Here is a 13,092-nt window from a genome sequence, read left to right on the forward strand (position 1 = left end):
CCGGGGGCGGGCGGGCACCGGTTACGGTCGGGCCATGACGACTGTCGCAGAGACCACGGGGGTGGGCGCGCTGCTGCGCGAGTGGCGGGACCGGCGGCGGATCAGCCAGCTGGACCTGGCGCTGCGCGCGGGCTCCTCGGCGCGCCACATCAGCTTCATCGAGACGGGCCGTGCCCGGCCGAGCCAGGAGATGGTGCTGCGCCTCGCGGACCATCTGGAAGTGCCCGTCCGGGAGCGGAACGCCCTGTTGGTCGCGGCCGGTTACGCCCCGTACTTCCCCGAACGGCCCTTGGACGACCCGGCGCTCGCGGGGCTGCGGGAGGGGATGGAACGGCTGCTGCGCTCGTACGAGCCGTTCCCGGCGCTGGTGGTGGACGGCACGTATCAGGTGCTGGCCGCCAACCGCGGCATCGCGATGCTGCTGGCGGGCGTCGCGGAGCCGCTGCTGGCCCCGCCGCTGAACGCCATGCGGATCACCATGCACCCGGGCGGTCTGGCACCGCGCATCCGCAACTACCGCGAGTGGCGCGGCCATCTGCTGCACCAGATGGAACGGCAGCTGGCCTTGATGCGGTCGGCGCCGCTGCGCGCCCTCTACGACGAGGTCAGCGGGTATCCCCTGCCGGAGGGCGGCACGGAGCGCGCGGCGTCCGGGGAGGGCGGGGTGCCGTTCGCGCTGCCGATGGTGATCGAGCACGAAGGGCGGGTGCTGTCGTTCATCTCGACGATCGCGACGTTCAACACCCCCATGGACGTGACCGTCTCCGAGCTGGCGATGGAGACGTTCCTGCCCGCCGACCGGGAGACGGCCGCGCACCTTCAGGAGTGGCACCGGCGGCTGCCGTAGACGTCGTCGGCCCCCCCGTACGGACGGGGGCGGCCGACGACGTCGATCCGGGAATCAGGTGTTCAGCAGGCGCAGACCGGCCTCGGGGTACCGGCCGCCGGACACCTCGGTGGCGGGCAGCGCCGCTTCCAGGGCACGCAACTGGTCCTCGGTGAGGGCCAGGTCGGCGGCCTTGGCGTTCTCCTCCAGGTAGGTGACGCGCCGGGTGCCGGGGATCGGGGCGACGTGCTCACCGCGGGAGAGCAGCCAGGCCAGGGCCAGCTGGACGGGGGTGCAGCCGATCTCGGTGGCGAGGGCGCGGACCCGCTCGACCAGGGCCAGGTTGCGGGTGAGGTTCTCGCCCTGGAAGCGGGGGTCGGTGGTGCGACGGTAGTCGTCCTTGTCGAGCTGGTCGAGCGAGGTGACGGCCCCGGTGAGGAAGCCCCGGCCGACCGGCGAGTACGGGACGAGGCCGATGCCCAGCTCCGCGGCCGTGGGCGCGATGTCGTCCTCCAGGTCCCGCTCCCACAGCGAGTACTCGCTCTGCAGGGCGGTGATGGGGTGGACGGCGTGGGCGCGGCGCAGGGTGTCGGCGCTCACCTCGGAGAGTCCGAGGTGGCGGACCTTGCCCGCGGCGACGAGTTCGGCCATGGCGCCGACGGTCTCCTCGATGGGGACCTCGGGGTTGCGGCGGTGCAGGTAGTACAGGTCGATGTGGTCGACGCCGAGGCGGGCGAGCGAGGCGTCGCAGGCCTCCTTGGCGTACTCGGGGCGGGAGTCGATGGTCGCCCCGCCGGAGGTGCCCCCGGGCCCGACGCCCCGGATGCCGAACTTCGTGGCCAGGAAGGCCTCGTCGCGGCGGCCCTTGAGGGCCCGGCCGACCAACTCCTCGTTGTGACCGTTGCCGTAGCAGTCGGCGGTGTCGAGGAAGTTCACGCCGATGTCGAGGGCGTGGTGGATGGTGGCGACGGAGGCCGCCTCGTCGCTCGCGCCGTAGTAGACCGACATTCCCATGCAGCCGAGGCCGATCGCGGAGACCTGAGGGCCAGAGGCGCCGAGGGTGCGCTGGTACATGAATTCCTGTCCTTGTCGATGCTTGTTGATGCTGGTCGGTGTTACCGGTCGTATCGGTGGTGCCGGGGGCGGCGGGTGTCAGGCGTTCTCGGTGCTGCGGGTACCGCGGCCGGCGAGGACCAGGGTGAGCAGGGCGCAGGCGGCCAGGGCGGCGCCGATGGCCGTGACGGCGCGGGGGCCGGCGGAGGAGTCGACGATCAGGCCGCCGACCAGGGAGCCGATGGCGATGGCGCCGTTGAAGGCCGCCACGTAGAGGGACGACGCGGCGTCGGACTCCTCCTTGGCCAGCTCCAGCACCCAGGTCTGGAGGCCGACCGGCAGGGCGGCGAAGGCGAGGCCCCACACGATGAGCAGGGTGACCGCCGCGGCCTTGCTGTCGCCGAAGGCCCACAGCAGGACGAGGGAGGCGGTCATCACGGCGAGCGCGCCGAGCAGGGTGGCCCGCACCGAGCGGCCGACGACGGCGCCGGCGATGAAGTTCCCGGCGAATCCGGCGACGCCGAAGACGAGCAGCAGGACGCCGACCATGCCCTCGCTGATGCCGGTGATGTCCTCCAGGTAGGGGGCGATGTAGGTGAAGGCGAGGAAGTGGCCGATCATGACGAGCGCGGTGACGGCGACGGCGGTGCGCAGACGGCCGTTGCGGAGCACGCGGGGCAGCGCGGCGAGGCTTCCGCTGCCCTGGGCGGGCAGGCCCGGCAGCAGGAACAGCACGGCGACCAGGACGACGAAGCCGACGGCGGCGACGGCGGCGAACGCGGTGTGCCAGCCGGAGTGCTGGCCGATCATCGTGCCCAGCGGGACACCGAGCACCGAGGCGAGGGAGATGCCGCCGAGGACGATGGCGGTGGACCGGACGGCGTGCCGCTCGGGGACGAGCCGGACGGCGATGGCGGCGGCGATGGACCAGAAGACACCGTGGGCGAGGGCGACCACGATGCGGGCGACGAGCAGCATGGCGTAGCTGGAGGCGACGGTGGCCAGCAGGTTGCCGATGACGTAGGCGACGAGCAGCGCGGCCAGCAGCCACTTGCGGTCGACGCGTCCGCACAGGGTGGTCAGCGGTGCCGCGGTGATGGCGGCGACGGCGGCGAAGCCGGTGACGAGGAAGCCCGCGGTGCCGACGGAGACGTCGACGCCGGCGCCGATGGACGGCAGCAGGCCGATCGGCAGGGTCTCGGTGGTGACGAAGGAGAAGGTGCCCAGGGCCAGGGCGAAGACCGCCAGCCAGGCGCGCAGCGGCGAGTAGCCGACGGGGTCGGTGGCGACGCTCGCCGCGCGCTTGACGCCCGAGTCCGTTTCCGGTGCGTGCGAGAGGGTGGACTGAGTCATGACTGGTGGTCTCCCAGGGACGGGACGGGGGTGGAGGCGACGGCCGCGGGGCGCGAGGCCCAGCCGTGCGGGCAAGGGGTGGTGTCCGGGGCGTCGAGCCCCATCGACCAGCAGGCCACGGCGCAGCCGGGGACCGCGCAGAGGTCGGCGGTCGCGGGGGCGGGCCGGCGGCGGGCGTACACCGGGTAGCCGGGGTAGCCGTGGTCGGGGAAGTGGTCCGGAGCGAGATGGTCCGGGGCGAGGTGTGCCGGGGCGGTCGCGAGTGCGGTCATCGGGCCACGCTCCCGGCGAGTTCCCGCGCCGCGTGCCGCGCGTGACGGCAGGGCGGTTCGGCGTCCCAGCGGAGCAGGGCCGTGCCGACGCCCATGCCGCCGCCGAAGCCGGCGAGGAGCATCAGCTCGCCGTCCGCCAGGGCCCCGGCGCGGCGGGCGTGGTCGAGGGCGAGCGGTATGGAGGCGGCGCCGGTGTTGGCGTGCAGGTCGACGGGCAGGTGGGCGTGCGCGTTGGGCAGCCCGAGCCGGGGGATGACCTCGCCGACCATGACGCCGTTGGCCTGGTGCGGGATGAAGTGCTTGACCTGGGCGGGGTCGACGCCGTGGGCGTCGAGGACGCCCTGGACGGCGAGCGGCAGCCGCTCGTTGACGAATGCGCGGACCTCCCGGCCCCGCATCTTGAAGAAGTGCTGACCGTCGGCGAGGGTGCCGGCCGAGGCGGGGTGGCGGCTGCCGCCCGCCTGCACGCCGATCAGACCGTGCAGGCTGCCGTCGGTGCTGGTGCCGGTGCCGAGGATGCCGTAGCCGGGGCGGGCCGGGCCGAGGACGACGGCTCCGGCGCCGTCGCCGAAGAGCACCGCGGTGCGGCGGTCGGTGTGGTCGAGGATGCGGGAGTAGACGTCCGCGCCGATGACGAGCGCGTATTTGGCCGTGGTCCGCTCGCCGACGCCGGCCAGCAGCTGGGCGCCGGTCTGGAGCGCGAAGACGAAGCCCGCGCAGACGGCGTTGATGTCGAAGGCCGCGGCCTGGGTGGCGCCGAGCCGGTCCTGTACCAGGCAGGCGGTGGCGGGCTGGGGGTGATCGGGGGTGGACGTGGCCACGATCACCCAGGCGATGTCCCGTTCGGTGATGCCGGCGTCGTCCATCGCGGCCCGGGCCGCGGCGTAGGCCAGGTCGGAGGTGGCCTCGTGGGGTGCGGCGTGGCGCCGTTCGAGGATGCCGGTCTTCTGGACGATCCAGTCCGCGGTGACGCCGGCCCGGTCGGCCACCACGGCGTTGGGCACGATCTCTGCGGGGAGGTACGAGCCGGTGCCGGTGATCCCGGTGGCGGTGGTGGCGGGTGAGTAGACGGTCATCGCTGTGGCTCCAGGGGGGTGAAAAAGTTCTGGTGGCTCATGCGGGCCCGGTCGTCGAGGTGGGCTTGGACGACCGGGTCGTCGCCGACCGCGACGGGGTGGCCGACGGAGTCGAGCATCGGCAGGTCGGACGGGTGGTCGCCGTACGCGTAGCAGTCGCGCGGGTCGATGTCCGGCCGGGTGGCGAGCAGGTCCCGTACGGCGTCCGCCTTGTGCGCGCCGATCATCGGCGTCCCGATCCGGCCCGTGTAGCGGCCCCGTTCGACGAGGGGGCGGGTGCACAGCACGTGGGCGGCGCCGACCGTCCGGGCGATGGGGTCGAGGCACGCGGGGAACGACCCGGAGACCAGGACGATCTCGGCGCCTTCCGCGCGGTGGTCCGCCAGCGCCAGGCGGGTCTCCTCGATGAAGAGCCCGGCCGTGTCCCGGTCGGTGAACCAGCGCTCGCCCAGGGCGGCGATGGTGGCCGCCGAGTCGCCCTCGTAGGCCGCGTAGTAGGCGCGGTTGATGTCCTCGCGGGCGGCGCCCTCGCGGGCGGCCCGCTGGAACCCCTCGTGGAGCCGTTCGTAGTCGGCGACACCGTCGGCGCCGTACCGGATGGTCAGTTGGTACCGCAAGAAGTCGAACATGCTCTTGCAGTTGATGAGGGTCTCGTCCACGTCGGCGAAGACGAGGTAGGGACGAGAAGCCATGGGGCTCTCCTTCCGGGTGGCGGTGAACGGCGGTGACGCCTGCGGAGTGGCGGTGGACGGTCGGGCAGCGGGTCAGGCAGGCTGCCGGGCGGCCGTCCGGTAGACGTCGCGGACGGCGTTGAGGCCGTTGACCGCGGTCGGGATGCCGGCGTACACGGCCATCTGGAGGACCGTCTCGATGGCTTCTTCCTCGGTGCCGCCGGCTTCGAGCAGGGCGCGCAGGTGCGTCTCCAGCCGCGGTCGCAGCGGGGTGCCCAGGGCGGTGCAGGCGGCGATGGAGACGATCTCCCGGGTGCGGGCGTCGAGGCCGCCGCGCCCGGAGATGTCGCCGAGGGCGAACTCGATGAGGCAGCGGGCGAGGTCGGTGACCGACCCCTGGGAGCCGGCAGGCTCCGCGGCCGTGAGGCCGTCGAGGGCCTTCAGCATCTGCAGACCCCGCTCGTAGCTGTCGTCGGCCGCGGCGGATCCGGTGGTCTCGTCGCCGGCCTGCTCGGGTTCGGCTTCGAAGACAGCGGCGACGACCTTCAGGGCCTCGACGGTCGCGGGGAACCCGGCGTACGGGCAGAGGTGCATGACCGTCTCGACGATGTCCTGCCGGGTGCAGCCGACATTGCGCGCCCCCCGCACGTGGAAGGAGAGCTGTGGGGCGGCGTTGCCCAGGGTCGTCAGCGCGGCGACGGTGACGAGCTGACGGGTGGGCGTCTCCAGGCCGGGCCGGGAGCAGATGTCGCCGAAGGCGTAGCCGACGATGATCTCGCCGAAGCCGGGGGCCACGTCGCTGAATCCGTCGAGGACTCCGGGCCGTTCGGCGCGCTCGATGCGGCGGATCGTCTCCAGACCGCGCTCCATGCGGTCGTCTGCGGCGGGGCCTGTGGAGTTCGTGGACATGGCCGTCAACTTTCGGTGTCGGAGTTCGGGGCTTCGGTGGTACGGGTTCAGGGGGTGTGGGTTCAGGGGGGGTGCGGGGGGGCGGGGGCCGGGCGCTCGGCCCGGCCCCGTGGCCCCGTTCACGGCCCGGTCAGCCGGTGCGCCGGCTGAGCTTGGCGAATTCCGGGTTCGACCCCAGCACGCCGCCTTCGGACCAGCGCTCGCGCGGGACCTCCCGGACATAAACCGTGATCTTGTCGAGGGGGGCGCCGGTGATCCGGTGCACGGTCGCGGTCAGCTCCTCCATCAGCTCGCGGCACTGCTCGTCGTTGTCGGTCGGCCAGGTCGTCACGGAGACGATGGGCATGGTGGTTCCTCTCGATGGGTGGGTGGTTGCCACTCGGCCGTGGTGGTCACTTGGCGGTGGTGGTCACTTGGCGGTGGTGACGAATTCCATGAAGCTCGGCCCCTGGAGCTTCAGTTGGGCGTGGATGTCCCCGCCGAGGCCGAACCAGCCGATGGCGCCGCCGTAGTTCTGCTGGTAGCTCATCCACAGCACGATGACGTTCACGATGCGGTTGCCGCCGGTGCCGGGCGCCGGGAAGGGGTCCGGCAGTACGGCCCGGTAGCGGCCCTTGCCGTCCTGGTCGGTGACGAAGGCGTTGGGCACGCCCAGCGGGCCGGGCCGGGTGGGCCCGTCGGGGTCGAGGTCGTGCTCCCGCAGGGACATCACCGTGTACAGGCTGTTGGGCAGCATTCCGGAGAAGTCGCAGGTGAACTCCGCGGCCGTGCCGCCGTCCACCAGCCGCACCTCCAGCTCCCCGCGGGCCTCCGCCCACTTGCCCAGGGTGACCGGCTCGGTGACCTTGGGGCCGTCCTGGGCCCGCAGGTCCGGCACGGCGACCTCGTGGAAGGGGTAGCTGGGGCGGTTGACCAGGTGCGCGTCCGGGCACTGCTCGGGGGCGAACACCATGGGGTAGTTGTTGCAGGGCAGCGGGAGCGGCAGCGTGTGCAGCACGATCTCGTTGTCCGCCGGGCTGAACTGCGCCGGGTGGTCGGGGAGTTCCCGAACGATCTCGTACGGCTGGTGCTCGCCGAACTTCGGCAGCGGGCTGTCGGCGGAGACGATCGCCGATCCCCAGGTCTGGGAGACCCCGCCCGCGCCGTTGTCGCGATTGATACGGCCGATGACGACGAAGTCACCGTTTCCGTCCATCACTTCGCTGGGCGGGTAGGCCGGTCCCTGGGTGGTGAGACTCAGTTGGAAGGTGCGTGACTGGGTCACCGTCTTCTCCTTCTCGGTTTCCAGGAGAGGTGTCAGGACAGTGGTCAGGAGACGCGGGCGTAGATCTCGGTGTAGAGACCGCGCTCGCCGCCCGCGATGTAGCGGTCGCCGGCCTGGCGGACGATCTCCTGGTAGCGGGGCGAGGTGAAGACCGCGTTGTACTCGGCGGGGTCGCAGCTGAATCCGGAGACGAACATGACGCCGGGCTCGGTGCTCACGACGGAGTGGTAGGCGACGAACGCCTCGACCTCGTCGGAGGTGCGGACCACGTCGTAGATGGTCTCCTCGCGCCAGGCGCGGTACGCGGTGTAGACGCCGGGCGGCACCTCGATGTGGCGCATCTGCACGTAGGGCGTCAGCGGCAGCGGGGTGTCGATGTCCTTGGGCGCGTCGACGATGCCCAGCACCTGGCGGCGGAAGTCGCCCTCGGCCAGCGGGCCGACGGTGTCCCAGAGCTTCGCCCAGTCCTCGCGCAGGGCGGGGAACTCCTCCCAGCCGGCGACCGGGGCGAGCTCGAGCAGGGTCGAGCCCTCCAGGCTGCGGAAGAGGGCGCGGCCGGTGACGGCCGAGGCGGCGTGGTGGGCCTTCCAGGCCTCGGCGGCGGCGTCGATCCGGTCGGGCTTGACGGACAGCTCGACGGCGGTGATCAGCGATGCGGACATGGTGGTGCTCCTCATGGTGAACAAAGGGGTGAACGAACGGGAAAGGAAGGAAAGTCGATGGGTGACCTGCGGGGCCGGCGGGACGGCCGGGGCGGTCAGACGCCGCTGAGGGCCGCCATCGGGGACCGGAGCATGTGCTCGACGGCCTGGCGCGCCCGGCGGTCTTCCTTGGCCTCGATGAGCTCGGCGTCGAAGGCGGTGAACGCCACCTGCGTGAGGGAGGCCCGGCGGCCCGCCTGGTGGATGGCGATGTCGGCGGCGAAGGACAGCCGCGCGGGGTCCTGGACCTGCGCCTTGGTGACGCGGTATTCGATGGTGGAGCAGAGCGGGAAGAGGAAGTTCTCGAAGTCCGTGTTCATGGATTCGATGACGTAGTAGTAGCGGCGCTGCGGCCACTGGGCCGCGTAATAGCGCTCGGTGACGGCCAGGAACATCTGCCGGGACGCCTCGACGGCGACCATGCCCTGCACGTGCTGGCCGGTCTGGTGGTCGAGCAGCAGCTCGTTGTCGTTGTGCAGCCGCAGCCCGGCACCGTAGAGCACGTCGTTGACCTGGTAGAGGTCCGCTATCAGCGCGTTGGCCACCACGCGTTTGTGCACCTCGCCGGCCCCACTGAGGGTCGATGGCTGAAGCCTGATCTGCACCCGCTCCTGAAGGCCCTGGTGGCGCAGCTCCTCGACGATCATGACGACGTCCGACTCGGCCACACCCTGGGCGCTCTCGATCAGGACCGGCACCCCCTGGGGGGCGTAGAAGCCGCCGCGGATGCGGTCGAGTAACTGGGAGACGGTGAACACGTTCTCCTGCACGGCGAAACCGATGAAACGGTCCCCTACCAGGACGACGCTGTGAAGGGTCTGGCTCATGACGAACTCCTCGGTGGGTACCGCCCTGAGGCATGGCTGCGCCAAGGCGATGACGTGGAAGTGAGAGGTGCGCTAAGAGGTGCGAAAAGCGCGAAGAACGGCTACGGCGGCATGGGACCGCGAAGGTCGCGGCACGCCCCCCGTGCTTCGTCGTGCGGTGTTTCTGCAGTGCTACCGGCGGGTCAGCCGGGCCGATGTCGAAGACACTAGGACATGTCCGGGGGCCACGCAACCATCTAGTTGGTTTTCGCTAACCATCTAGTTGGTTGCCGACAACTATACGGTTGGTTGGAGTTCCTCTAGAGTGGCCGCATGAGCAAGGAAACGACCCCTGACACACCCACCCGTCTACTGGAGGCCGCCCGCGCGGAGTTCGCCCAGTACGGCATCTCCGGAGCCCGGGTGGACCGCATCGCCGAACAGGCGGCGGCCAACAAGCAGCGCATCTACGCCTACTTCGGCAACAAGGACCAGCTCTTCGCCGCCGTGCTCGCCCAGGCCTACCGGGACCTGAGCGAGCAGGTGCCGGTGCCGACCACGAGGGAGGGGATCGAGGAGTACGTGGGCCACGTCTTCGACTACCACCGGCGCGACAACAGCCTCATCCGCCTGCTGGCCTGGGAGGGCCTGCACTACGGCAACAAGGAGATCCCCGGCGAGGCCGAGCGGGAGGCGTACTACACGCTCAAGAGCGAGATCCTGAGCGAAACGCTTCAGATCGGCTCCGCACGGAAGGCCGGGACCCTGCTGATGACCCTCATCGGCATCGCGTCCTGGCCTTTCGTCGTGGAGCAGCAGCGCCGGCTGATGACCGGGCTGGCCCCGGACGACGAGGAGGGCTGGGACAAGCTGCGCACGGTCCTGGTCGCCCACGGCCGCGCCGTCATCGACACCGCCTCCCCCGCGGTCAGCCTGGACGCCCACTGAAGATCACGGCGGTCCACCGTACGTACGACACGGCGGCCCGCCGAGTGCGAGGCGTACTCGACGGGCCGCCCCTATTTTCTTGACTGATCGTTCTTGATTCCCCTAGGGTCACTCCCGTGGCAAGGACCAAGGAATTCGATCCGGACGCCGCCCTGCAGTCAGCCGTGGAGCTGTTCTGGCAGCGCGGCTACGAAGCGACGTCGATGGCGGACCTCGTGGCACACCTCGGCATCGCCCGGGCGAGCCTGTACGCCACCTTCGGCAGCAAGCGCGAGCTCTACACGAAGGCCATGGACCGCTACGCGGAGCAGCACAGCCCCCGCATCCTCGAGGAGCTGTCCCAGCCGGGGCCGGCCCTGCCGGCCGTGCGGGCGCTGATCGACCGTTTCGCGGAGGAAGCCGCCCACGACGAGCTGCGGCGCGGCTGTTTCGTCACCAATACGGCCGTGGAGCTCGGATCGCACGATCCGGACGCGGCCCGGCGGGTCGAGCAGAGCTGGCACAGCGTGGAGGCGGCGCTGACGTCGGCGCTGATGCGGGCCCGGGCGCAGGGGGAACTGCCCGCCGACCGGGACCCGGTCGCGCTCGCGCGGATGCTGTTGGTCCTCATGCAGGGCATGCGGGTGGTCGGCAAGGTCGACGCCGGCGCCGGCCTGCTGCGGGACGCCGCCGCCCAGGCGCTGTCCCTGCTGGACTGAGCCACTTCCACTGAGCCACTTCCACACACGGGGACACCCGGAGGCGCCCACCTGCCGTCGGGCGACTTGTCACACCTTGATTCAAGACCGATCGTTCTTTATTCAGCGCTTCGTTCCACGCAACTTCATTCCACGCAAGGAGTCGTCGTCATGACCGCACGCTTCACCGGAAAGACCGCCCTCGTCACCGGCGGCGGCACGGGAATCGGCCGGGCCATCGCCCTCGCCTTCGCCCGTGAGGGTGCCCGGGTCGTCGTCGCGGGCCGTCGGGCGGAGCCCTTGGAGGAGACCGTCTCCCTCATCGAGGCCGAGGGCGGCGAGGCCGCGGCGATCACCGCCGACGTCACCCGCTCCGAGGACGTCCAGGCCCTCGTCCGGCGGACCGTGGAGCGCTTCGGCGGCCTCGACGTGGCCGTCAACAACGTGGGGCTGTTCGTCCCGCCCGCCAAGCTCGCCGACATCCCCGAGGAGGACTGGCAGTCCGTCATCGCCACCAACCTCACCGGCGTCTATCTGTCGATGAAGTACGAGGTGGGGCACATGCGCGCCCACGGCGGCGGCGCCGTCGTGAACGTCTCTTCCAACCTCGGCGCCCATATGCGCAAGGCGAGCCTGGCCGCGTACGCGACCAGCAAGGCGGCCGTCTCGGCACTGACCCGCAACGCCGCCCTGGACCACATCGGCGACGGGGTGCGGATCAACGCGATCAGCCCCGGCCCCATCGAGACCCCGATGTCCTCCCGCCCGGGCGAGTCCGCGCCGGACAAGGCCGAGCGGATGAGCCGCGAGGTGCCCGTCGGCCGGGCGGGCACCCCCGAGGAGGTCGCCGCCGCCGTGCTCTACCTGGCCGGGGAGGAGGCCGGGTACACGGTCGGCGCCGAGCTCGTCCTCGACGGCGGCGTCACGGCGTAGCGCCTGTCCGGCGGACCTTCGCCGGTGTGCGCCGGCCCATGTGGACCGTGGCGTGTGCACCACCGCTGCGCGGCGGTGCACACAAGCGCCGGACGGGCCGGTTTTGCCGGGCCCAGCCCGGTCGAGCCCGCTGGGGGCACCTCCGGACGTCAGCTGGGGGAGCTCGAGGACGCGTCCTCAGGGCGCCCGCCGCCGCAGGCGGCAAGCGCGGGCTCCTCCGACACGGCGACCGCGCCGGAGGCGGCAGGGCGGCGGGCCACCATCCACACGTAGACGAGGATGCCGGCGAAGAGGAAGAGCACGCCCTGGTACACCGCCGCGTATCCGGCGCCCGCGACCAGCCAGAAGGAGAAGGCGAACGCGCCGAGGGCGAGCACCATGTCCCGCGTGAAGCGGGCCGGGCGGACCTTCTCGCGCTGCCCGGTCAGCAGGAAGTACACCTGCGCGGCCGCGGCCAGCAGATACGGGACCGTCGCGGAGAACGTCGTGATCAGCACCAGGATCTCGAAGACCCCGGCCACGCCCGACGTGTAGTTGATGACGGTGAGCAGCGAGGCCAGGACCGCGGCGGCCAGCACGCCCGCCGTGGGCACCCCGCGCCGCTTCTTCGCGAACACGGCGGGGAACAGCCCGTCCTTGGCCGCCGCGTACGGCGCCTGGGCGCTCATCAGCGTCCAGCCGTTGAGCGCGCCGACGATGGAGATCACGGCGCAGACCGCGATCGCCGTGCCGCCCCACTCGCCGCCGAACATCGCGTTGACCGCGTCGGAGAACGGGGCGGTGGAGGCGACCAGCTTGTCGTGCGGGACGCTGCCGAAGACGGCGAGCGTGCCCAGCAGGTAGACCACGGCGGCACCGATGGTGCCGAGGACGCTGGCGCGCCCCACGTTGCGCTCCGGATCACGGACCTCGCCCGCGCTCATCGCGGCGGACTCGACGCCGACGTAGCTGTAGAGCAGGATCGCGGCCGACGCGGTGAGGCCGCCGGTCCAGTTGCCGTCGCCCGTGTTGAAGGAGCCGAGGTTGTCCGGGTCGAAGAAGAACAGCCCGATGACGGCGACGAACAGCAGCGGCACGAACTTCAGCACCGTGGAGATCATTTGGACCGCGCCCACCCAGCGGGTGCCGGCGAGGTTCGCCAGCGCGGGCAGCCAGATCATGGCCAGCGCCAGCGCCAGGTCCCCGGCCTTGGAGCCGTCGCCGCCGGTCAGCACGTGGACGTAGCCGACGCCCGCGACCGCCAGCGCGGCGTTGCTGACCCAGGTCATCGTCCAGTACGACCAGGCGGAGAGGAATCCGGCGAAGTCGCCGAACGCCTCACGCGCGTAGACGTACGGGCCGCCGGTGCGCGGGAAGCGCTCGGTGAGCCGCCCGAAGACGAGCGCGAGCGCGATCGCACCGACCGTGAGGACGCCGAAGGCGAGCAGGCTGACCGTCCCGAACGGGGCGACCGAGGCGGGAAGCAGGAAAATGCCGCCGCCGATGATGTTCCCCATGACCAGAGCAGTGGCGGTGGGAAGGCCGAAACGGCGTGTCTTGCCGTCGGTTTCGTGCATGGGGTGGTGCGCCTCTCGTCCTGCTGGCGAAATCGCCGGTCGTGCGA

At 71.3% G+C, this 13,092-nt stretch carries 15 protein-coding genes; 4 read left to right on the forward strand and 11 right to left on the reverse strand.

What is annotated here, in order from left to right:
• Positions 1 to 34 precede the first annotated feature (34 nt).
• A complete protein-coding gene (locus tag FHS38_RS21525; protein WP_184735816.1) occupies positions 35 to 847 on the forward strand; it encodes a helix-turn-helix domain-containing protein in 813 nt (270 codons plus the stop codon).
• Between the two features lie 54 nt (positions 848 to 901).
• Here FHS38_RS21525 and FHS38_RS21530 read toward each other — a convergent pair whose 3' ends face one another.
• From FHS38_RS21530 to FHS38_RS21575, 10 genes are all read right to left on the reverse strand, one after another.
• A complete protein-coding gene (locus FHS38_RS21530; RefSeq protein ID WP_184735818.1) occupies positions 902 to 1,900 on the reverse strand; it encodes an aldo/keto reductase in 999 nt (332 codons plus the stop codon).
• Between the two features lie 78 nt (positions 1,901 to 1,978).
• Entirely contained in the window at positions 1,979 to 3,232 is a 1,254-nt protein-coding gene (locus FHS38_RS21535; RefSeq protein ID WP_184735820.1) for an MFS transporter, read from the reverse strand.
• Complete coding sequence (locus FHS38_RS21540) at positions 3,229 to 3,504, reverse strand: hypothetical protein (protein WP_184735821.1); 276 nt, start codon at positions 3,502 to 3,504, stop codon at positions 3,229 to 3,231. Before FHS38_RS21540 ends, FHS38_RS21535 begins: the two co-directional genes overlap by 4 nt.
• On the reverse strand, positions 3,501 to 4,580 hold the full coding sequence (locus tag FHS38_RS21545) for a 3-oxoacyl-ACP synthase III family protein (RefSeq protein ID WP_184735823.1): 1,080 nt from the start codon (positions 4,578 to 4,580) through the stop codon (positions 3,501 to 3,503). The genes FHS38_RS21540 and FHS38_RS21545 overlap by 4 nt, the downstream gene beginning before the upstream one ends.
• Complete coding sequence (locus FHS38_RS21550) at positions 4,577 to 5,272, reverse strand: HAD family hydrolase (protein ID WP_184735825.1); 696 nt, start codon at positions 5,270 to 5,272, stop codon at positions 4,577 to 4,579. Before FHS38_RS21550 ends, FHS38_RS21545 begins: the two co-directional genes overlap by 4 nt.
• A gap of 72 nt (positions 5,273 to 5,344) precedes the next feature.
• On the reverse strand, positions 5,345 to 6,160 hold the full coding sequence (locus tag FHS38_RS21555; protein WP_184735827.1) for a carboxymuconolactone decarboxylase family protein: 816 nt from the start codon (positions 6,158 to 6,160) through the stop codon (positions 5,345 to 5,347).
• Between the two features lie 130 nt (positions 6,161 to 6,290).
• Complete coding sequence (locus tag FHS38_RS21560; RefSeq protein ID WP_130881449.1) at positions 6,291 to 6,506, reverse strand: tautomerase family protein; 216 nt, start codon at positions 6,504 to 6,506, stop codon at positions 6,291 to 6,293.
• Positions 6,507 to 6,569: 63 nt separating this feature from the next.
• Complete coding sequence (locus FHS38_RS21565; RefSeq protein WP_229822595.1) at positions 6,570 to 7,424, reverse strand: hypothetical protein; 855 nt, start codon at positions 7,422 to 7,424, stop codon at positions 6,570 to 6,572.
• 44 nt (positions 7,425 to 7,468) lie between these two features.
• Positions 7,469 to 8,086: a hypothetical protein gene (locus FHS38_RS21570; RefSeq protein ID WP_229822594.1), complete on the reverse strand. Its 618-nt coding sequence runs from the start codon at positions 8,084 to 8,086 to the stop codon at positions 7,469 to 7,471.
• Positions 8,087 to 8,181: 95 nt separating this feature from the next.
• Complete coding sequence (locus FHS38_RS21575) at positions 8,182 to 8,952, reverse strand: AfsA-related hotdog domain-containing protein (protein WP_184735831.1); 771 nt, start codon at positions 8,950 to 8,952, stop codon at positions 8,182 to 8,184.
• A gap of 312 nt (positions 8,953 to 9,264) precedes the next feature.
• Here FHS38_RS21575 and FHS38_RS21580 point away from each other — a divergent pair, with 312 nt between their 5' ends.
• From FHS38_RS21580 to FHS38_RS21590, 3 genes are all read left to right on the forward strand, one after another.
• Complete coding sequence (locus FHS38_RS21580; RefSeq protein WP_184735833.1) at positions 9,265 to 9,879, forward strand: TetR/AcrR family transcriptional regulator; 615 nt, start codon at positions 9,265 to 9,267, stop codon at positions 9,877 to 9,879.
• 116 nt (positions 9,880 to 9,995) lie between these two features.
• On the forward strand, positions 9,996 to 10,577 hold the full coding sequence (locus FHS38_RS21585; protein WP_184735835.1) for a TetR/AcrR family transcriptional regulator: 582 nt from the start codon (positions 9,996 to 9,998) through the stop codon (positions 10,575 to 10,577).
• A gap of 150 nt (positions 10,578 to 10,727) precedes the next feature.
• Positions 10,728 to 11,489 (forward strand): SDR family NAD(P)-dependent oxidoreductase, encoded by a 762-nt coding sequence (locus FHS38_RS21590; protein ID WP_184735837.1) that lies wholly within the window; start codon positions 10,728 to 10,730, stop codon positions 11,487 to 11,489.
• 149 nt (positions 11,490 to 11,638) lie between these two features.
• Here the strand turns inward: FHS38_RS21590 and FHS38_RS21595 are convergent, their stop codons facing one another.
• Entirely contained in the window at positions 11,639 to 13,045 is a 1,407-nt protein-coding gene (locus tag FHS38_RS21595) for an amino acid permease (RefSeq protein WP_184735838.1), read from the reverse strand.
• Positions 13,046 to 13,092: the final 47 nt, after the last annotated feature.

It is taken from the genome of Streptomyces netropsis (assembly GCF_014203545.1).
Classification (GTDB): domain Bacteria; phylum Actinomycetota; class Actinomycetes; order Streptomycetales; family Streptomycetaceae; genus Streptomyces; species Streptomyces netropsis.

Bases quoted from the DNA above. Each gene is read 5' to 3' on its own strand.
- FHS38_RS21525 (WP_184735816.1), top strand. From the start codon at position 35: ATGACGACTGTCGCAGAGACCACGGGGGTGGGCGCGCTGCTGCGCGAG.
- FHS38_RS21530 (WP_184735818.1), bottom strand. From the start codon at position 1,900: ATGTACCAGCGCACCCTCGGCGCCTCTGGCCCTCAGGTCTCCGCGATC.
- FHS38_RS21535 (WP_184735820.1), bottom strand. From the start codon at position 3,232: ATGACTCAGTCCACCCTCTCGCACGCACCGGAAACGGACTCGGGCGTC.
- FHS38_RS21540 (WP_184735821.1), bottom strand. From the start codon at position 3,504: ATGACCGCACTCGCGACCGCCCCGGCACACCTCGCCCCGGACCATCTC.
- FHS38_RS21545 (WP_184735823.1), bottom strand. From the start codon at position 4,580: ATGACCGTCTACTCACCCGCCACCACCGCCACCGGGATCACCGGCACC.
- FHS38_RS21550 (WP_184735825.1), bottom strand. From the start codon at position 5,272: ATGGCTTCTCGTCCCTACCTCGTCTTCGCCGACGTGGACGAGACCCTC.
- FHS38_RS21555 (WP_184735827.1), bottom strand. From the start codon at position 6,160: ATGTCCACGAACTCCACAGGCCCCGCCGCAGACGACCGCATGGAGCGC.
- FHS38_RS21560 (WP_130881449.1), bottom strand. From the start codon at position 6,506: ATGCCCATCGTCTCCGTGACGACCTGGCCGACCGACAACGACGAGCAG.
- FHS38_RS21570 (WP_229822594.1), bottom strand. From the start codon at position 8,086: ATGTCCGCATCGCTGATCACCGCCGTCGAGCTGTCCGTCAAGCCCGAC.
- FHS38_RS21575 (WP_184735831.1), bottom strand. From the start codon at position 8,952: ATGAGCCAGACCCTTCACAGCGTCGTCCTGGTAGGGGACCGTTTCATC.
- FHS38_RS21580 (WP_184735833.1), top strand. From the start codon at position 9,265: ATGAGCAAGGAAACGACCCCTGACACACCCACCCGTCTACTGGAGGCC.
- FHS38_RS21590 (WP_184735837.1), top strand. From the start codon at position 10,728: ATGACCGCACGCTTCACCGGAAAGACCGCCCTCGTCACCGGCGGCGGC.
- FHS38_RS21595 (WP_184735838.1), bottom strand. From the start codon at position 13,045: ATGCACGAAACCGACGGCAAGACACGCCGTTTCGGCCTTCCCACCGCC.